Origin of the sequence: Lysinibacillus sp. 54212 (assembly GCF_036662795.1) — a bacterium.
GTDB lineage: Bacteria > Bacillota > Bacilli > Bacillales_A > Planococcaceae > Lysinibacillus_B.
The window spans coordinates 12620-32763 of the sequence record NZ_JBAFWZ010000025.1; the positions used below are offsets into that span (position 1 = coordinate 12620).

Sequence of the window (20144 nt, forward strand, 5' to 3'; positions counted from 1 at the left end):
CCTATTACCTTATCTGATGCCGTTAATAAGTCCTAGCATCTGATCAGCAATTGTGACAGCTCGTGAGTTAAATTGATAGGAACGCTGTGTGGAAATTAAGTCTGTCATTTCCTGCGATAAATTGACATTTGAAGCTTCTAGCATACCTGCCTCCATACTAATTCCCGCACGATCTGCACCTTGCATTTCTGTTAGTATATCACCTTCTGCATAACCTAGCTCGTTTAAGTTATTCGGAAGAGCGATGTACGTGCCATCCAGCTGCTCCATTACTTGTGGCTTTGTAATCTGTGTAACACCCAATGCCACCTGCTGTGATGTGCCGTCATTATAATTTATATTTAATGTACCTTCACCTGACAGAGAAAAACCCGATACATCATCGCGGAATGTAATCGCATTTCCATTAGCGTCCCCTACAGGATAGCCATCACCATTCACAAGCATAACATTGCCATTTCCAATCGGCGAAGCATAGAAATTCCCTTGACGTGTATACGCCGTACGAGTGCCGTCACCATCCTGCAATAAAATATTAAAATACTGATTTTCTTTTGTCATCGCAAAGTCAAGATCACGGTTTGTTGTTTGCAGTGCGCCTTGTGTTTGATTCGACTGAATTTGGCTAATATGTGCGCCCACACCGTAGCGAATGCCGACTGGTGATTGGCGTAATGTTCTATCTAGTTTATCGTTATTATATTGCTGATACAAGAGCTCCTGGAAAGTAGCTTGCTTTGCTTTATATCCATGTGTCGAGCTGTTGGCAATATTGTTACCGATTGTATCTAATTTCGTTTGCAATTGACCTAATGTATTTGAAGCTGTAATCATTGTACGAAGCATCTTGTTATCCTCCAGTGTGTTTTAATAGTGAGCGAGCGTCCTGCTAGCCTTGAAAGAGGTTAAATTTTACCGATTTCATTTACTGCCTTTTCCATACTTCGATCATATGTTTGCAGTACCTTTTGATTCGCTTCAAACGCACGGTAGGCTGTTAGTAATTCTGTCATCGATCTTGATGCATCTACATTAGAGCCTTCAAGATATTGTTGCTGTAGACCAAATGTAACACCCTCTACCGCGTACGCTGAAGGTAAGGCCTCTCCCTCAAGCATGCGGAATAATCCGTTATCCTGCTTCATTAACACATCTGTATTTGCTGCGAATGAAACGCCAAGCTGTGCTACTTGCACGCCATTTTCATCCGTGATATTTCCTTCTTGTGAGATAGAAAATTTATCATTTTCGAGCGTGATTCGTTGTCCATTACTATCTAACACAAAAAGTCCCATACCATTTACAAGGTTGCCTTCACCATCTAATGTAAAGTTACCGTTACGTGTGTATGCCTCATTACCATCGGGATGCTGTAGTCGGAAGAACAGCGCGCCCTGGTTTCCAGACTGTTCATCGATTGGTAAATAGCCATCCATTAATGCCACATCCGTCGATAAGCCTGTTTCAATTAAGGAACCTTGTGTATAGTTTGCTAAGGTTTCTTGTAAGTAGACACCTGTATTAACCGCGCCTACTGGTGTTGCCGTTAAAATATTTAACCCATGCTTTGTTGGTACCCCATTCGATTTAATCGCAGACATAAGCATATCTGGGAAGGAGCGAATTGTTGATTGGTCTGCTTTATAGCCTGGTGTATTTGCATTTGCCATATTATTTGTTAATATTTCCGTTTTACGCTGTTGTGCGATCATTCCTGAAGTTACTGTATAAAACCCTTTAAACAAAGGTGCCACCTCAATTCGTTTTTTTATCTAGCTCTATCAAAATTCCATCATCGAATTTGAACATTACCCTTTATGAAATTGACTCAGCTATATTTAATTTCGGTTAATGTTTATAAACTTGAACCTGTGGCACGGTCGATATTATCAAGCATAATGCCTGTGCCAATCGCCACACAGTCCATTGGATTTTCAGCTACAAAAACAGGTACCTTTAACTCCTCGACTAGCAGCTGATCCATGCCATGTAGTAATGCACCGCCACCTGTTAAAATAACCCCGCGATCGATAATATCTGCCGATAGTTCTGGTGGTGTTTTTTCCAAAACGTTTTTTGCGGATTGAACGATCATCGCAACCGACTCGTGTAGCGCACGTTCAATTTCACCTGAATGTATAGTAATAGTACGTGGTAAGCCTGTCACCATATCACGTCCACGGATTTCCATTGACTCATCACGTTCACCATTCGGGAAAACAGTACCAACTGTCATTTTAATTGCCTCGGCTGTACGTTCTCCGATTAGCAGCTTGTACTCTTTCTTTATGTATTGTAGGATATCATTATCAAAAACATCCCCAGCAACTTTAATTGATTCACTCGTTACAATATCGCCCATTGATAATACCGCAATATCTGTTGTTCCACCGCCAATATCTACGACCATATTTCCACTAGGTTGGAAAATATCCATGCCTGCTCCGATTGCAGCAACTTTTGGCTCTTCCTCTAGATATACCTTTTTGCCGCCTGATTTTTCAGCCGCTTCACGAATCGCTTTTTGCTCAACACTTGTAATGTTTGTTGGACAGCAAATTAAAATACGTGGTTTCGATAAAAAGCCTTTAACATTTAATTTATTAATAAAATGCTTCAGCATTGCTTCCGTCACATCGAAATCAGCTATTACACCGTCCTTTAGTGGTCGAATAGCAATAATATTGCCTGGTGTTCGCCCTACCATTTGACGTGCCTCTTCACCTACAGCTAGTACTTTATTTGATTTTTTGTCAATTGCTACTACAGAAGGCTCATTTAATACAATGCCCTTCCCCTTTACGTGAATTAATACGTTTGCTGTACCTAAATCGATGCCAATATCTTTTGAAAACATTTTTTTATCTCCTTCCCAGCATTTCTAGCTTGTATACGTGCATATCTGTTTATCTTGAATATTTTATCATATTCACTACGTAATTACATCTATATTTATGTTCATAATTTCCACTTTCAGTTAATAAATAGACGGAATTTTCCAAACGAAAAAACATTTAGACAGCGTTTCAACATGTCTAAATGCCTTTCTAGTCACTCTTTTGAATTTGCTTTTGTTGCCATTTTTTGCGAGTCGCTTCGCCTCCTCGCAAGTGCCGTATCGATTTATGGTACGCTAACACTTCCTTTACTTCCTGTGCAAGTACTTCATTCACCTGCCCTAAGCGTTCCGTTAAATCCTTATGCACGGTACTTTTTGAGTAGCCAGTAACTTTAGCGATTGCGCGAACAGTTTCCCCTGTTTCTAGCAGTAGTTCTCCTAGTCGAACGCAGCGATGCCGAATATGTTCGTGCACTCTCTCTTCCTTTCGAATCGGATATTAGAAGGTGCAGTAGTTATTGTGAAAAATTGGTGTGCCTTTTTGTTTATTCAGCTTATGCGCTCTTGTCGATAGGTAGAACTACTTTCAGACAGAAAGACACATCTCGCAAAAAATAAGGCGAGATGTGTCCTTTTAACGCAGTATGAAGCTATTCTTTTAGAATCCTAGCATGCTTCGAGGGTTAACGTACTCGCCCTCTTTCATCACTTCAAAATGCAGGTGAATCCCCGCTGTTGGGTTCCACTCATTTTCAGACGATGTTGCAAGTGGCTCGCCCTGCGTTATTTTATCGCCTTCTTTTACTAGAATGTCTTTGAGTGAGCTATAACGTGTAGTCATCCCGTTAGCATGCTCAATCGTAATTGCATTTCCTGTGAATGCATCCAGCTTGACCTCTTTTACTTCACCACTCATGGCTGCTAAAACTTCAAATGGCTCGCTATTAATAGAAATTGATAGTCCATTAGATGTCTGATATGTTTGCTTAAATACGAGCAAAGCCTTTTCACGAGCTTCAGCATCTGCAGTCATATCATAGAAGTCTTGTAAAATCTTCACGTTGTTTAAAGATTTTTCATCAAACGGAAATTTCATCGTCTCTTTTGCTGAATTCGTTTGTATTACTGGATTTGGATCAGATACAGGCTGTGTTAAATCTGAAGGCTTTTCTGGTTCTGCAAACGCATTGTAAAGCAAAATAAATGCAATAATAATTAGCGCCACACCTGCATAAACTGCCGGCCAAAACCACGGCTTTTCAAAAAAGTTTTTTGGAGTAGGATTAATTTGTTTGTCCTCTCGCATATTCATCACCTCTAGCCCCAGTGTTAACAGCTAAAGGAAATTTTAAACAACAAATATTTGAAATTTTATTTCGGCGGACAACTAACCTTTGAAATATCCGTTCCTGAGTAGTAATGGGACAGTATATCGTACACTTCTTCCCCCTTTTTCGCCAATTCATTTGCCCCGTGCTGACTCATTCCTACACCATGTCCGTAGCCCTTCGTATGGAACTGAATTTTGCCTTCCTTCAATTCAATTGTAAAATCAGTAGAGCGTAAGCCAAGTGCCTCTCTGAAATCTCTCCCTGTCCATTCCTTCTCTGCAATCGTGATCGTCTCCACGCGCTTCGTATTGTTATGCGTCATTTTTACAGCTTGTATTTGTGGCAAGGTGAAGTTTGTCCCTAGCTTTGTGTTCAACTGCTTTAAGGTAAATTCATCAACAGAAGCCTGCTGTTCTGGAGAGGTGGTCGATTGTAAATACGGAACATCGTTGCCACTAAAGTTTTGGGCTGATTCTGTCCTACCATTTGAAGAGGCATGAAACATCGCCGTAATGGGCTCTTTGTTATACGTTAGTATTTCATTTGCCGTTGCTTGCACAGCCTGCGTAATTTTTTCTTCATTTTCTGCAAAGGTAGCGAGCCATTTTTGCTGGCGCTTTTCCTTTGATTGAAACACTTGATGCGTCGTTGTTTGAAGAATCGGCTTTTCTCCATAATTCGTTTGATAAATAGCATAAGTACGCGCGGCTATCGCTTGTGCCTTCAGCGCCTCTGGATGAAAGTTAGCAGGCATCTCTCCAGAAACGACACCGATAATATATTCTTCTAAAGGTATTTGCGTGTTCGTTGGTGAGAGTGTTATGAAAATCTCACAGCGTTCTTCAGCTGGTTTAGTAGTAGTAGCTCGCTTATAAGAAAACAAAGGTAATACAAACATAAGGCAGAACAATAATAAAAGTATAATATTTCTTTTCATACGCCATTGTATGTTGGAAGTTCATAATATATTTCTAATAGGATGAAAATTAGTTTCTTCTACAGTGAATATAGGGTTAGGATGGCGGAAAGATTGTTGTGGACAGAGATTTGATTGGATTTTTGGTGGGATGATTTTGGAAGGAGTAGTCATCCGGACAAAAGCGTGTGGTATGCGCACGAAAGGAGCTGCTATCCGAACAAATGAGGAGGCTATGCGAACTAAAGGAGCAGGTATCCGAACAAAAGGGAGTGCTATGCGCACATAAGCAGCGGCTATCCGCACATAAGCAGCGGGTATACGAACAAAAGAAGGCTATACGCACTAAAGGAGCAGGTATACGAACAAAAGGGAGTGCTATACGCACGAAAGGAGTAGCTATCCGAACATAAGAGCAGACTATCCGCACATAAGCCGACCCTATCCGAACATAAGCAGCGGCTATACGAACAAAAGAAGACTATCCGCACATAAGGAGCTGCTATACGAACAAAAGATGGAGTCATACGAACAAATGAGGAGGCTATACGCACTAAAGGAGCAGGTATCCGAACATAAGGGAGTGCTATCCGCACATAAGGAGCAACTATACGAACATAAGAGCTGGCTATACGCACAAAAGCAGCCGCTATCCGAACATAAGGGAGTGCTATCCGCACAAAAGCCGACCCTATACGCACTAAAGAAGACTATCCGCACATAAGCAGCGGCTATCCGCACATAAGGAGCTGCTATACGAACAAAAGAAGGCCTTATCCGCACATAAGCCGACCCTATCCGAACATAAGCAGAGGCTATACGCACTAAAGGAGCTGCTATACGATCAAAAGAAAGCTATCCGAACAAAAGAAGACCTTATCCGCACAAAAGCCGACCCTATCCGTGATTTCGGGGTCCGATTGGGTGGAACTGAGGACTAATTGGGCGGTTTTTACGTTAGATTGGGCAATTCTTAGACCCAATCGAGCAGTTTTTGGTATTAATTGGATTATTCCTTCGATTCTGTCCCTACCTTTGTTGATTCTAAGCCCAATTTCGTTGATTCCATGAGGAGTATTAGTTTTTAGCTCAACCTCTCCTACATGAAAAACCGTAAGCGCACAAAAAAGGCACTTACGGTGAAAAATCAAAAATTATTGGCATAAGAATGCGATGGACGGCATATTGTATTTATGCCGTAGCCTGTTTTTTAGAAGAAGCTTTTTGATCTTGCTCGGATACGCGTTCAATGTTTGCGCCGAGTGCAGCCAGCTTTTCGTGGAATTTAACATAGCCTCGGTCCAAATGATGAAGCTTTGTGACGCGTGTAACACCTTCTGATACTAAGCCTGCTAAAACTAATGATGCAGCAGCACGTAAATCAGTCGCTGCAACTTCTGCACCTTGAAGTGATGTGCTTCCTTCAATAAATACCGAACGTCCTTCAATTTTCGCAACGGCATTCATTCTTCGGAATTCTTCCACATGCATAAAGCGATTTTCAAAAACAGTTTCAGTAATAATGCTCGTTCCTTCAGCGGTTAACATGAGCGCCATCAACTGCGATTGCATATCTGTTGGGAAACCTGGATGTGGCATTGTTTTAATATCAACAGCCTTTAATTTCCCAGTAGCACGCACACGTAGTCCCTCGAACTCTTCAATAATCTCTACACCCATTTCACGCATTTTGGCGATTAGTGCTGTCATATGTTCAGGTACAGCGTTTTCAATGACAATATCCCCACGTGTAATGGCAGCAGCTACCATAAATGTACCTGCTTCAATACGGTCTGGAATGATATAATGTGTGCAGCCTGTTAGCTCCTTGACACCCTCGATACGAATTGTCGCCGTACCCGCGCCAATTACACGACCACCCATACCATTAATAAAGTTTGCTAAATCAACAATTTCAGGTTCTTTTGCAGCATTTTCGATAATTGTCGTCCCCTCTGCTAGGGCGGCTGCCGTCATAATATTTTCTGTCGCTCCTACACTAGGAAAATCTAAATAGATTTGGGCACCACGTAAGCGATCTGCTACTTTTGCCTCCACATAACCATGACCAAATGAAATTTCCGCACCCATTGCCTCAAAGCCTTTCAGGTGCAGCTCAATTGGACGTGAACCAATCGCACATCCTCCTGGTAATGCAACACGAGCAAATCCGTTTCTAGCCAACAGTGAACCCATTACTAAAATAGACGCTCTCATTTTACTAACATATTCAAATTGTGCTTCGCTAGAAAGAGTAGCCTTAGCATCAATGATCATTTCGTTTTGGTCTTCCTTATAATCAACCGTAGCATTTAAGCTTTTTAATACTTCAGCAATTGTATATACATCCGCTAAATTTGGCACATCTTTAATCACATTTTCCTTATTTGAAGCTAATAAAGCGGCTGCTAAAATCGGTAATACAGCATTTTTTGCGCCCTCTACTTTAACATTACCTTTGAGCGTTTGACCGCCAGTTACAATAATTTTATCCACAATTCGTCCCTCCGAATACAATTGTTACGAAACTGTAAACCCACAATATATTTAAAAGATTAATAGTTCAATTTATACAACAAAATCAATGTTACCTTGTTACTCATTTGGATACAAGCTCCCAAATCACTATTTTACGTTAATTTGTGTAAATAAGCTATATATTTTATATTACGCATTCTTTACAAATATGGTGAATTTACAACAAACAACAAAAAGTTATTATACCGATATTAAATATCACAAATTAATCTATATAATTATGAATATTTAATATTACCCGGGAAATTATAAACGCTGTAGCGATAAACAACAAACTTATTTCCCCCTACAATGCATATAATAGAATGAATACTTATTCATTATACTAGAATAAATACTGCAGCTGCTGTGACCATTGTGAAAAGCTAATAAGGAAGTTGGATACGGTTGAACCGATTGCGATACTTAAAAGAATATAGATTAATTGTATTTGAAATGTTCGACCCTTTTTAAATAGTTGCTCTAAACGAAATGCTTGTAGGGCATAAAAACTGACTGCTATAAAAAAAAGATGTGATGCAATGCCAAAGACCGCCTGTTGACCAAATTGTGCATATATATCCATTATATTGACACTCCTTCAATAATGTTAAAAAAAAGCGGACAGAACAATCTGTCCGCTTCCTATTTTAGATATTACCCTCATGAACATTGATACGATTAATCGCGCGTTTTAACGATAACTCAGCGCGTTTGAAATCAACATTATCTTGTTTCTTTTGAAGTCGTTGCTCAGCGCGATTTAACGCAGCTTTTGCACGAGCAAGATCGATTGTAGAAGCAACCTCTGCAGAAGAAGCTAAAATCGAAATCTTGTCTGGACGTACTTCAATAAAACCACCGTTAACAGCCGCAAGCTCAGTTTGACCGCCTTCTGTTTTCAGCTTCACTGCACCAATTGCAAGTGGAGCGACCATAGGGATATGGCCTGGAAGCACACCAATTTCACCTGAAGTTGTTTTGGCGATAACCATTGTTACTTCAGCATCGTATACTGGGCCGTCGGGAGTGACAATATTGACTGTTACTGTCTTCATATTTTTTCCTCCTCGCCGTTAGAATTAAACCTCTACGCCCATACCTTTAGCTTTTTCTACTACCTCTTCAATGCCACCAACTAAACGGAAAGCATCTTCAGGTAAGTGGTCGTATTTACCTTCAAGGATTTCCTTGAAAGAACGAACAGTTTCTTTAACTGGTACATAAGAACCTTCTTGACCAGTGAATTGCTCTGCTACGTGGAAGTTTTGAGATAAGAAGAATTGAATACGACGTGCGCGTTCTACTGTTTGCTTATCTTCGTCAGATAACTCGTCCATACCTAAGATAGCGATGATATCTTGTAACTCACGGTAACGTTGAATTGTACGTTGAACGTTAGTAGCTACTGCATAGTGCTCTTCACCAACGATTTCTGGAGAAAGTGCACGAGAAGTTGAAGCTAATGGGTCAACGGCTGGATAGATACCCATTTCAGATAACTTACGCTCTAAGTTAGTTGTTGCATCTAAGTGAGCGAAAGTTGTAGCTGGAGCTGGGTCAGTATAGTCATCGGCTGGTACGTAAATCGCTTGAATCGATGTTACAGAACCTTTGTTAGTCGATGTGATACGCTCTTGTAATTTACCCATTTCAGTAGCAAGAGTTGGTTGGTAACCTACCGCAGAAGGCATACGACCTAATAGGGCAGAAACCTCAGAACCTGCTTGTGTGAAACGGAAGATGTTGTCGATGAATAATAGTACGTCTTGACCTTGCTCATCACGGAAGAACTCCGCCATTGTAAGACCAGTTAACGCTACACGCATACGCGCACCAGGTGGCTCGTTCATTTGACCGAATACCATGGCAGTTTGCTTAATAACGCCAGAGTCAGTCATCTCGTGGAATAAGTCATTACCTTCACGAGTACGCTCACCTACACCTGCGAATACAGAGATACCGCTGTGCTCTTGTGCGATGTTGTTGATTAATTCTTGGATTAATACTGTTTTACCTACACCGGCACCACCGAATAGACCGATCTTACCACCCTTAATGTAAGGTGCTAATAAGTCTACTACTTTGATACCTGTTTCAAGGATTTCAACAGTAGTTGATAATTGATCGAAAGCTGGAGCTTCACGGTGAATTGAATCACGACGAGCTTCTGCTGGAATTTCTTCACCTAAGTCGATAACCTCACCAAGTACGTTAAATACGCGACCTAATGTTACGTCACCAACAGGTACTGAGATTGCTTTACCTGAGTCAATAACTTCTGCTCCACGTTGTAAACCGTCAGTAGATGACATCGCGATTGTACGAACAACATCGTCACCTAAGTGGATTGCAACTTCAAGAGCTAAAAGAGTTGGCTCTTGGTTTGGACGTTCAATCTTAACAGTTAAGTTGTTATAGATTGCTGGTAATTGGCCGTTTTCGAACTTAACGTCTACTACTGGACCCATTACTTGTAGAACTTGTCCTTTGTTCATGATGTGTACCCTCCTATCGTATTCTTATACGAAGTCAGTGCGAGGTGCAGACCTATTCTAAGGCTGCAGCTCCACCAACGATTTCTGTAATTTCTTGTGTAATTGCCGCTTGACGAGCACGGTTGTATTGAAGAGATAAGTCTGCAATTAAGTCAGATGCATTATCTGTTGCACTACGCATTGCCGTCATACGAGAAGCATGTTCACTTGCTTTTCCGTCTAATAAGGCGCCGAAAATTAAGCTTTCTGCATACTGAGGAAGTAATACTTCCAGAATTGCTTCACCTGAAGGCTCGAATTCATATGCAGCATTTGTGCTTGAAGGTGCAATATCAGTTAAAGGAAGAACCTTTTTCTCCGTTACTACTTGAGAAATAGCACTTTCGAAGTGGTTATAGTACATATAAAGTTCATCATATGCACCATCAATGAACATACCAACAGCATTACGAGCGACTTCTTTAATATCAGCAAATGTAGGTTGGTCAGGAAGAGCAACAACACTGCCGATGACATTATGATCACGTTTTACAAAGTAATCACGGACAACACGACCGATTGCAAAAATAACGTACTCATCTTTTGATTTGTGACGTTCGTTAATTACACGTTGTAGCTGACGAAGGATACTTGAGTTATAAGCACCTGCTAAACCACGGTCAGAACCAATTACTAAATAAGCTGTTTTCTTAACAGGACGAGACATTAACATTGGATGTCCACTGTCTTTTGTACCTGCTGCGATTGCGCCTACTACGTCCTGAATTTTCTCCATGTAAGGAACATAAGCTTTTGCGTTTTGCTCTGCACGACGTAATTTCGAAGACGAAACCATCTGCATCGCTTTTGTCGTTTTTTGCGTGCTCTTTGTAGAGTTAATACGACCTTTAATTTCGCGTAAGTTTACCACTGGTATTTCACCACCTTTTGTTATTGTATCAAGAACCGTTATCTAGATATTCTCGCAGCATCCTCGAGGTCGCTTCAAATACTCCCTTCATGTGCAAGCACATTTGTGAGTATTCTCCAGCGCTTGTCGGATGCAATACGCGCTCGAATATCCTTTATCTAGATATTACTCAGATTTTGCGAAAGTCTTTTTGAAAGCGTTGATCGCTTCAACTAGATCTGCATCAGCTGGAAGATCTTTTGTCGTACGGATATGATCTAATACGCTAGTGTGGTTTGAATCTAACCAGCTTAATAATTCACCCTCGAAACGAGTGATATCAGCTACTGGAATATCATCTAAGTGACCTTTAGTTAATGCATAAAGAATCACTACTTGCTTTTCAACTTTAAGTGGTTTGTTTAGGTCTTGTTTAAGAACCTCAACAGTACGTTTACCACGCTCTAATTTAGCTAAAGTTGCTTTATCTAAGTCAGAACCGAATTGAGCGAATGACTCTAACTCACGGAAAGCAGCTAAGTCTAGACGTAATGTACCAGCAACTTTTTTCATCGCCTTGATTTGAGCAGAACCACCTACACGTGATACTGATAAACCGGCGTTGATCGCTGGACGTACACCAGAGTTGAATAAGTCAGATTGTAAGAAGATCTGACCATCTGTAATAGAGATAACGTTTGTAGGAATGTAAGCTGAGATATCCCCTGCTTGTGTTTCTACGAACGGTAATGCTGTAATAGAACCATTTTGGTAAGTTTCGTTTAACTTTGCAGCACGCTCTAATAAACGGCTGTGTAAGTAGAATACGTCACCAGGGTAAGCTTCACGACCTGGAGGACGACGTAATAATAATGAAAGCTCACGGTAAGCAGATGCTTGTTTTGATAAGTCATCATATACAACTAATACGTGCTTACCTTGTAGCATGAATTCTTCTGCCATCGTTACACCAGCAAATGGCGCTAAGAATAATAGCGGAGCTGGTTGAGAAGCTGAAGCTGTTACAACGATTGTGTAATCTAATGCACCGTTTTTACGAAGCGTTTCAACTACGCCACGTACTGTAGATTCTTTTTGACCGATTGCAACATAGATACAAATCATGTTTTCACCGTTTTGGTTTAAGATTGTATCAATTGCAACAGATGTTTTACCTACTTGACGGTCACCGATAATTAACTCACGTTGACCACGACCGATTGGTACAAGCGCGTCAATCGCTTTGATACCTGTTTGTAATGGCTCATGAACTGATTTACGTGCCATTACACCGAAAGCTGGGCTTTCAATTGGACGAGATTTATCTGTGTTGATTGGACCTAATCCGTCAACTGGTTGACCTAATGGGTTTACAACACGACCAATTAGTGCGTCACCAACTGGTACTTCCATGATACGACCTGTACGACGAACTTCATCGCCTTCTTTGATGCCAAGGTAGTCACCTAGAATAACGATACCTACGTTACCTTCTTCTAAGTTTTGTGCCATACCCATTACACCGTTAGAGAACTCTAAAAGCTCTCCAGCCATGACGTTGTCGAGGCCATGAGCAAGAGCAATACCGTCACCAACGCGGATAACTGTACCTACTTCGCTTACTTGTAATTCAGATTGGTAATTTTCAATCTGCTGTTTAATCAGACTGCTGATTTCTTCAGCTTTGATGCCCATGTATGTTCACCTCTCACATTTCTTAAAATTAACCAACTAACGTACGCTTTAGACCATCTAGCTTTGCTGCTACTGTGCTGTCATAAATGTAGTTGCCGATTTGTACACGAATACCACCTATTAAAGATGGCTCAATTACGTTTGTAATGTCTAGTTTTTCCATTTCTACTAACTTTGCGAATGATGCAGAAATTTCCGCACGTTCTTCGTCAGTTAAAGCACGAGTTGAAAATACTGTTGCTTCTGCAGCACCTTGTGCAGACGCTGCTAAAGCTTGGAATTCTTGTGCTACTTCAGCAATTTCATTAATACGTTTTTTATCAACTAAAAGGTTGATTGTATTAAGTACTGCTGAATTCACGTTTACTAAAATAGTTGCTAACATTGCTTTCTTTTGTTCAGCAGAAATTTTAGGAGCATTTACTAATGAAAGTAATTCAGGTGTTGTTTCTACAACTTTTGAAAGCTCCTTTAAATCTGCGCTTACTTCAGCAATGATATTTTGATTGCTTGCTAATCCGAATAATGCTTCAGCATAGCGCTTAGCTACTTGACTCATTTCGCTTCGCCTGCCTTCGCAATCGTTTCTTTAATTAATGCGCTGTTGTCAGCCTCAGAAATTTCTTTTCCAAGAACTTTAGACGCCGCAAGAACTGATAGTGAAACCACTTCTTCACGAACAGCAGCGATTGCTTTCTCTTTTTCTGCTTCAATATCACGAACAGCAGCTTCTTTTAAGCGAGTAGCTTCGTTACGAGCTGTAGTGACGATTTCTTCACGTGTCACATCAGCTTGCTTTTTAGCACCTTCAATAATTGTTTGTGCTTCAGTACGAGCTTCTTTTAAAATGCTTTTTTGTTCTTCTAATAATTGGTGAGCTTCTTTGCGCGCTTTTTCAGCTGCATCGATTTCACTTGCAACTAATTCTTCACGTTGTTGCATTACGCCCATTAATGGACCCCATGCGAATTTCTTTAAAAGAAGCATTAAAACGCCGAAGATTACAACTGTTGCAAGGATATCACCTGTATTAAGACCTGTTGCTCCAGCACCAAGTACCAGTTTATCTAATACCACGATTGTTTCACTCCCTTCAAGAGCTTGGATATTCAAAAAAATCTATAATGTTTAAAACTTTGCTTTCAGTGTTAATTACTACTAATTATGATTGGAGAAGGAGATATCCTTACCCATACAAAAGGAATGGCGAAGATGTGCTTCGCCATTATCATCTAATAATCCTAAGATTATTTGTTCATTACGATGAATGCTACTACTACCGCGATGATCGGAAGGGCCTCAACTAATGCTACCCCGATGAACATTGTAGTTTGAAGAACGCCACGAGCCTCTGGTTGGCGAGCGATACCTTCTACTGTTTTTGAAACGATAAGACCGTTACCGATACCTGCACCAAGTGCACCTAGACCGATTGCGATTGCTGCTGCTAATAAACCCATTGTAAAATTTCCTCCTTGGAATTTGCTTTTTTTTTTGATTCAAATGACCACGTGGTTAATGTGGAAATTTATAATTAATGGTCGTGACTCACTTTGTGTGCCATATAAACCATTGTTAACATAGTGAAAATGAAAGCTTGGATAAACCCGATAAAGATCGAGAATCCTTGCCATGCCATCATCGGAACAACCGCACCGATGAAGCCTACTGCACCAGATGTTGCTAAACCTGCGATTAACGCAAGTAAAATCTCACCGGCATAAATGTTACCGTAAAGACGTAGACCAAGAGTTAACGTATTCGCAAACTCCTCAACAATCTTTAATGGGAACATGAACGACATTGGCTGGAAGTATGTTTCTTTTACATAACCACCAGTTCCTTTAGCTTTAATACCGTAGTAATGCGTTAATACGATTACCATAGCTGCTAATGTCATTGTTACTGTTGGGTCAGCTGTTGGTGATTTCCACCATAAGTAATCATCATACATGATTGCGAATGGAAGCCCCAACAAATTGGACACTGCGACGAACATGATAAGTGTAATCCCAAGAATATGGAACCGACTACCTGTTTTCCAGTCCATGTTACCTGAAATAATGCCTTTCACGAAGTCCATTATCCACTCCATGAAGTTTTGCATACCTGTTGGCTTAAGTGCTAAGCGACGTGTCGAAATAAAAGCAATTAAGAACACGATGACCGCTGACACCATTAACATCATCACTGTTGATAAGTTAAATGTTAATGAAACAAAGCCAAGGTCAAGTACCGCTTCAGGACTTTTATGATTCATTTCTGCATTCACCTCTCTTTCCAATGCACTTTAATGGTTTTTGACATAGTGTACTACTCGCTCAACAACGAGGAAGATGTACGGAATCATTAGCCCAATGACCGTGCTAATTAAGTGAAAATATTGTGGCAACGAAATTGCAATTGCGACTGCCGCAACACCAGATCCGAACCGTAAAGCCGTACCTATTGATGGTGTTTTCGTCCCTTCACCAATGGAACGGTCAAACTTCTCCATTCGTCGAAGTAAAATCCAAAAGTTATACGTGCCAAAAAATGCACCTACGGCTATTCCGGCGAACACTGTTTGGTATGCAGTAAATCCCCAGCCTAAAGCACAAAGAGCGAGCAAAAAAAATAACGCTTTCTTCTGCATAGCGAAAATATGATGCAAATCTAGCATTGGCAATTAATCTCCTGAACCATTTTTTTCGAGTAAAGAATCTTGTATGACCATCAAGCGAATGGCAGTGTGTAGTGAATGTACTACAAGCAATGTTGCCTTTTAGTAACAAATAGTAAAGCTGCCTAGCATGTCCTTTTCACGCAACTAATTCTGCTACTAAAACGTCAACCACCTTTATGGACAAAAATCTTGAGCCATAAAAATGTTGTAAATTGACAGTTTTTGGTTACGACTGTCAATCTAGTAGAAACTTGATATAACAAGTGTTTCAAGGTCTTTTGACTATAGGAAACCCTTATCATTCTTACCCTTTGTTAGCATACAATAGGGGATATTTGATGTCAATTAGTTCTGGTGAAAAACTTCACAAGAGAGAATTCCTTGTCAAATTGTTGACAAATTTGTGTATGAAAATTCACAAATACATTTCCACACCTTAAACTAACGACGATTTTCGCTACTTTAAACTACTTTTCGCTAAATACTATTTTTAAAAATGAATTTTTATTTTTTTGAATGTTTTTATTTTTCATTTTGCAGAAAATTAAGTAATGCATCAACAATTCGTTGTGAAGCAAAACCATCCCCATAAGGATTGGAAGCTTTCGCCATAGTCTCATAAGCTGTGGAATCAGTTAATAATTCATTCGCAAGCTTATAAATTGTTTCTTCATCTGTACCCGCAAGCTTTAACGTACCAGCCGCAATACCTTCAGGACGTTCTGTTGTATCTCGCAGGACAAGTACAGGCTTTCCTAATGAAGGTGCCTCCTCCTGCACGCCACCAGAATCAGTTAAAATCATAAATGAACGGGAAGCAAAGTTATGGAAATCAAAGACTTCAAGCGGTTCAATTAAGTGAATACGTGGGTCATCACCTAAAATATCATTGGCAATTTCACGAACAGCTGGATTCATATGCACGGGATAGACTACCTGTACATCCGCGTGCTCTGCTAAAAGGCGCTTAATCGCACGGAACATATTACGCATCGGCTCTCCTAAATTTTCACGGCGATGTGCAGTTAATAAAATCATACGGTCCGCACCAATCTTCTCAAGGATCGGATGACTATATTCTTTACTAACTGTCGTTTTTAATGCATCAATTGCTGTATTTCCTGTAATATAAATCGCATCATTTGGCTTATTTTCTTTTAAAAGGTTCTCTCTCGATTGCTCTGTTGGTGCAAAATGTAAATCTGCCATCACACCTGTCAGCTGACGATTCATTTCCTCAGGATATGGCGAATATTTTTGTCCTGTACGAAGTCCCGCCTCCACATGACCAATGGCAATCTTATTGTAAAATGCAGCCAAACTACCGATGAACGTTGTTGCTGTGTCACCATGTACAAGTACAATATCAGGACGAGCTTCTTTCATCACTTTATCTAACCCTTGCAGCGCATTTGTTGCAACATCGATTAGCGTTTGTCGATCCTTCATAATGTTCAAATCGTAATTTGGTTGAATATTAAATGTCTCAAGCACCTGATCAAGCATTTGTCGATGCTGCGCTGTCACTGTCACGATGGATTCAATCGTTTCAGGGTGTTTTTCTAGCTCCAACACGAGCGGCGCCATCTTAATCGCTTCTGGTCGCGTACCAAAAATCGTCATTACTTTAAACTTTTTCGTCAATGCTCTTCACCTTTCCTATGAGAAATAGGGATGCTACAATATAGCATCCCTGTTGTATTTTTATTTTGTACCGAATAAACGGTCTCCTGCGTCACCTAGGCCTGGAACGATATAGCCGTGATCATTTAGCTTTTCATCTAACGCTGCAATATAAATATCTACATCGTCATGCTCTTTTTGAATCGCCTCTACACCTTCTGGAGCGGCGATTAAGCACATGAATTTAATACTTTTTGCTCCACGCTTTTTCAGTGAGTTAATTGCCTCAACTGCTGAGCCACCTGTTGCTAACATAGGATCAACGATAATAAAGTCACGCTCTTCTACATCAGCTGGCAGCTTCGCATAATATTCTACTGGCTTTAACGTTTCCGGATCACGGTATAAACCAATATGACCAACCTTAGCAGCTGGAATTAATTTCAATACCCCGTCAACCATACCGATACCTGCACGTAAAATTGGAACAATGGCAATTTTTTTACCTGATAATACTTTTGTTTTAGCCTTTGTTACAGGTGTTTCTACCTCAATTTCCTCAAGTGGTAGCTCACGAGTAATTTCAAAGGCCATTAACGTTGCTACCTCATCTACTAGCTCTCGAAATTCTTTTGTGCCTGTATTGATATCACGAATATAAGTAAGCTTATGCTGAATTAATGGGTGATCAAAAACGTATACTTTACTCATAGAGTAGATCTCTCCTAACTGTTGTTTATCTGAAATAGTATAGCACAAAAAAAGAAACTGTGACAAAAACAGTTATCACAGTTTCTTGACGTTATAATTTGGAATATTTATTTAATATTCCTCATAAATTCATGCATCCAATACTCTTTTATCTTCAATTTCTTCAATGGACATTGGCTTATGATATAAAAATCCTTGAGCATAATCACAGCCAAGTTGTTGCAATACTTCAGCCTGCTCTTCTGTCTCTACACCTTCTGCTACAACGCTAATTTCTAGGTTATAAGCAATTTGAATAATCGAGCGTACGATTGCATATGTTCCCGCCTCATGTATACGGGAAGTAAAGCTTCGATCTATTTTCAATTCTGAAAACATAAGCTTTTGCAAATAACTGAGAGAGGAATAGCCAATCCCAAAGTCATCGACACTTGTTTTAAATCCACGAACAAATAATTCTCTAATAATTTTTTGTGCACGCTCGATATCCTCAAGCCCTAAATTTTCTGTTATTTCAATAATTAAATAATTAGGGTCTGCATAATATTTTTTCACTAAATCTTCGAGCTGTTCGACAAATTTCGGATGATAGAAATGCTCTGGTGAAATATTGATAGCAATTGGTACAATCCGTTTCCCCTTATACTGTCGTTGCTGGAACCAAATCAACACTTGCTCAATAATTTGTAAATCAATTTCACGTATGAGCCCTGCCCGCTCGGCTATTGGAATAAAATCAGCTGGCGACACAAAGCCAAGCTTCGATGAATACCACCTAGCAAGTGCTTCCATACTTACGATACGACCTCTACGCAGCTCTACCTTAGGTTGAAAATATGCCATTAGCTCTTTATTTTTGACCGCTTCATTTAGGTGATTTAAGATATGCATTTCTTTTTCAAGCTGCTCGTCTGTCCGCTTTTGATAATAACTTATAAACGTGCCTGCATGTCCCTTAGCAGCCGTTAGTGCACTTTCAGCATGCCGTATACTATCGTTTAAATAGTCCTGCTTTTTAAAAATGGCAATGCCACATTTTATTGAAATATAAATTCTTTGGTCATTAATAACAAAGGGCTGTTCGACCAGTTTTTTTAACAATACCTCTGTTTCAAATAAGCGATCCTCTGAACGAGTCGTATAGAGGACGAGCGAAGAGCTTGAGAAGCGACCAATAATAATCGAACGGTGAACGCTTTCCTTTAAAAATCGCTCGAATAGTTGTTTCAATACCTCTTGACCGGCCGCACGTCCATATAGCTCGACAATTCTTGAGAATTCACTCGGCTCAAGGATTTTAATTACTCCATTTTGTCGTTGGGATCCAAGCTCTTTAATTCTTTTTATAAATCCTTCTCTATTTACAATTCCAGTATAAGGATCTATGTATGCTAGCTGATAAATTTCCTGCTGTTTTTTTTCATAGGTATACGCCAAAAATATTAAATCTACCACTTTATCTATAAGCTGAATATACGGTTTATTAGCATATCCTTTCTTTCCGAAATAAATCGTTATCACACCTAGACTTTCACTGTTCTGTTGACTGATTGGAAAATGGACACAGCCATTAAGGCCTCTAGAGCGTGCAAATTCCTTATGGTAGGCATGTAGATGTGTTCCTTCTATATGTTGATCTATGAACGGTTCCGTGTTTCCTATTAAAGATTCATACGTCGCAATTTCCATGGGATCTTTTAATACGTAGTTAATCTTTTGGAATTCGCCAAACTGATCTGATGACATAATATGTATTTGCTCTTTTTCTTTAATAGCAATCGTCGTTAAACAATGAGGAGAAAACGGCTCATCCATTCCATTACATATGAGCTGAATTTGTTCAAAAAATGAGCTTTCTCTTTGAATAGCTCCGAACATTTCCTGCTCAAGTCGGTTCATTAACTCATAGATTTGTATATACGTGGAATCTTTTACGAATAATAAGACTAGCTGTGTTTCGCCTATTTCATTTTGAAAAGGATAACATTCGATTTCTGAAAAAAAGGTTTTTCCTTTATTTTTCTTATGTAGTATTTCCGCCTTCGTAATTTTCCCTTGCTGAAGACGTTTTTGTATTTCTGTAATATAATTATCACCTTTTGTATTATATACAAATGATTGAAAAGGTCGGTACGCGATTTCCGATAGTTGAAAGTTTGTTAATTGACTATAGAGCTCATTACAGTACGCAATATTAAAATCTGAGTCTAAAATTAGATAGCTTCTGTTCGACTTATCACCTAACGACTTTATAGCGCGGTATAATATTTCATATCTCCTACTTGGTAATTGAATAGCCATAGACACCCCTCCTTATCTCAATCTATAAATACAGATATGTTACTACTATTAATTATTACTGAATATATATGCAGTAAGCAATATGTAAAAGGTATATTTTTAGGTTTTTTTCTATTATATCCAAAAAAAAGAGGTACTCCTGCTTAGTGCAAAAGTACC

General features: G+C 39.7%; 22 protein-coding genes. 2 read left to right on the forward strand and 20 right to left on the reverse strand.

The window, feature by feature from the left end; all coding sequences use genetic code 11:
- Nucleotides 1-9: 9 nt before the first annotated feature.
- The 6 genes from V4T18_RS14890 to spoIID form a co-directional block, all read right to left on the reverse strand.
- The gene (locus tag V4T18_RS14890; protein WP_332650641.1) at nucleotides 10-846 is read right to left on the reverse strand and encodes a flagellar hook-basal body protein; all 837 of its coding nucleotides are present in this window, start codon (nucleotides 844-846) and stop codon (nucleotides 10-12) included.
- A gap of 59 nt (nucleotides 847-905) precedes the next feature.
- On the reverse strand, nucleotides 906-1745 hold the full coding sequence (locus V4T18_RS14895; protein WP_332650643.1) for a flagellar hook-basal body protein: 840 nt from the start codon (nucleotides 1743-1745) through the stop codon (nucleotides 906-908).
- A 110-nt stretch (nucleotides 1746-1855) separates the two neighbouring features.
- Entirely contained in the window at nucleotides 1856-2857 is a 1002-nt protein-coding gene (locus V4T18_RS14900; protein WP_332650646.1) for a rod shape-determining protein, read from the reverse strand.
- A 190-nt stretch (nucleotides 2858-3047) separates the two neighbouring features.
- A complete protein-coding gene (locus tag V4T18_RS14905) occupies nucleotides 3048-3314 on the reverse strand; it encodes a sporulation transcriptional regulator SpoIIID (RefSeq protein WP_332650648.1) in 267 nt (88 codons plus the stop codon).
- Between the two features lie 183 nt (nucleotides 3315-3497).
- The gene (locus V4T18_RS14910; protein WP_332650650.1) at nucleotides 3498-4145 is read right to left on the reverse strand and encodes a M23 family metallopeptidase; all 648 of its coding nucleotides are present in this window, start codon (nucleotides 4143-4145) and stop codon (nucleotides 3498-3500) included.
- Nucleotides 4146-4210: 65 nt separating this feature from the next.
- Nucleotides 4211-5068: a stage II sporulation protein D gene (gene spoIID / locus V4T18_RS14915; protein ID WP_332650652.1), complete on the reverse strand. Its 858-nt coding sequence runs from the start codon at nucleotides 5066-5068 to the stop codon at nucleotides 4211-4213.
- Nucleotides 5069-5171: 103 nt separating this feature from the next.
- Here spoIID and V4T18_RS14920 point away from each other — a divergent pair, with 103 nt between their 5' ends.
- Together V4T18_RS14920 and V4T18_RS14925 are read left to right on the forward strand one after the other, a co-directional pair.
- The gene (locus V4T18_RS14920) at nucleotides 5172-5375 is read left to right on the forward strand and encodes a hypothetical protein (RefSeq protein ID WP_332650654.1); all 204 of its coding nucleotides are present in this window, start codon (nucleotides 5172-5174) and stop codon (nucleotides 5373-5375) included.
- 246 nt (nucleotides 5376-5621) lie between these two features.
- Complete coding sequence (locus tag V4T18_RS14925) at nucleotides 5622-5810, forward strand: hypothetical protein (RefSeq protein ID WP_332650656.1); 189 nt, start codon at nucleotides 5622-5624, stop codon at nucleotides 5808-5810.
- A 467-nt stretch (nucleotides 5811-6277) separates the two neighbouring features.
- Here V4T18_RS14925 and murA read toward each other — a convergent pair whose 3' ends face one another.
- The 14 genes from murA to V4T18_RS14995 form a co-directional block, all read right to left on the reverse strand.
- Nucleotides 6278-7582, reverse strand: coding sequence for a UDP-N-acetylglucosamine 1-carboxyvinyltransferase (gene murA, locus V4T18_RS14930; protein ID WP_332650657.1), 1305 nt, complete (start codon nucleotides 7580-7582; stop codon nucleotides 6278-6280).
- A 367-nt stretch (nucleotides 7583-7949) separates the two neighbouring features.
- Entirely contained in the window at nucleotides 7950-8189 is a 240-nt protein-coding gene (locus V4T18_RS14935) for a DUF1146 family protein (protein ID WP_332650660.1), read from the reverse strand.
- Nucleotides 8190-8253: 64 nt separating this feature from the next.
- Entirely contained in the window at nucleotides 8254-8661 is a 408-nt protein-coding gene (locus tag V4T18_RS14940) for a F0F1 ATP synthase subunit epsilon (RefSeq protein ID WP_332650662.1), read from the reverse strand.
- A 24-nt stretch (nucleotides 8662-8685) separates the two neighbouring features.
- Nucleotides 8686-10101 carry a F0F1 ATP synthase subunit beta gene (gene atpD, locus V4T18_RS14945; RefSeq protein ID WP_332650664.1) on the reverse strand — a complete coding sequence of 472 codons (1416 nt, stop codon included), beginning with the start codon at nucleotides 10099-10101 and terminating at the stop codon, nucleotides 8686-8688.
- A gap of 52 nt (nucleotides 10102-10153) precedes the next feature.
- Nucleotides 10154-11011 (reverse strand): ATP synthase F1 subunit gamma, encoded by an 858-nt coding sequence (atpG, locus tag V4T18_RS14950; RefSeq protein WP_332650666.1) that lies wholly within the window; start codon nucleotides 11009-11011, stop codon nucleotides 10154-10156.
- A 165-nt stretch (nucleotides 11012-11176) separates the two neighbouring features.
- A complete protein-coding gene (gene atpA / locus V4T18_RS14955) occupies nucleotides 11177-12685 on the reverse strand; it encodes a F0F1 ATP synthase subunit alpha (RefSeq protein ID WP_332650668.1) in 1509 nt (502 codons plus the stop codon).
- Nucleotides 12686-12713: 28 nt separating this feature from the next.
- Complete coding sequence (locus V4T18_RS14960; RefSeq protein ID WP_332650669.1) at nucleotides 12714-13244, reverse strand: F0F1 ATP synthase subunit delta; 531 nt, start codon at nucleotides 13242-13244, stop codon at nucleotides 12714-12716.
- Nucleotides 13241-13762: a F0F1 ATP synthase subunit B gene (atpF, locus tag V4T18_RS14965; RefSeq protein WP_332650728.1), complete on the reverse strand. Its 522-nt coding sequence runs from the start codon at nucleotides 13760-13762 to the stop codon at nucleotides 13241-13243. The genes V4T18_RS14960 and atpF overlap by 4 nt, the downstream gene beginning before the upstream one ends.
- Before the next feature lie 170 nt (nucleotides 13763-13932).
- On the reverse strand, nucleotides 13933-14145 hold the full coding sequence (gene atpE, locus V4T18_RS14970) for a F0F1 ATP synthase subunit C (protein WP_010857993.1): 213 nt from the start codon (nucleotides 14143-14145) through the stop codon (nucleotides 13933-13935).
- 74 nt (nucleotides 14146-14219) lie between these two features.
- The gene (gene atpB / locus V4T18_RS14975; protein WP_332650675.1) at nucleotides 14220-14945 is read right to left on the reverse strand and encodes a F0F1 ATP synthase subunit A; all 726 of its coding nucleotides are present in this window, start codon (nucleotides 14943-14945) and stop codon (nucleotides 14220-14222) included.
- 30 nt (nucleotides 14946-14975) lie between these two features.
- Complete coding sequence (locus tag V4T18_RS14980; protein ID WP_332650677.1) at nucleotides 14976-15347, reverse strand: ATP synthase subunit I; 372 nt, start codon at nucleotides 15345-15347, stop codon at nucleotides 14976-14978.
- A 525-nt stretch (nucleotides 15348-15872) separates the two neighbouring features.
- Complete coding sequence (gene wecB, locus V4T18_RS14985; protein WP_332650679.1) at nucleotides 15873-16994, reverse strand: non-hydrolyzing UDP-N-acetylglucosamine 2-epimerase; 1122 nt, start codon at nucleotides 16992-16994, stop codon at nucleotides 15873-15875.
- Between the two features lie 60 nt (nucleotides 16995-17054).
- Entirely contained in the window at nucleotides 17055-17684 is a 630-nt protein-coding gene (gene upp, locus V4T18_RS14990) for a uracil phosphoribosyltransferase (protein WP_332650681.1), read from the reverse strand.
- Nucleotides 17685-17813: 129 nt separating this feature from the next.
- Entirely contained in the window at nucleotides 17814-19985 is a 2172-nt protein-coding gene (locus V4T18_RS14995; RefSeq protein WP_332650684.1) for an EAL domain-containing protein, read from the reverse strand.
- Nucleotides 19986-20144: the final 159 nt, after the last annotated feature.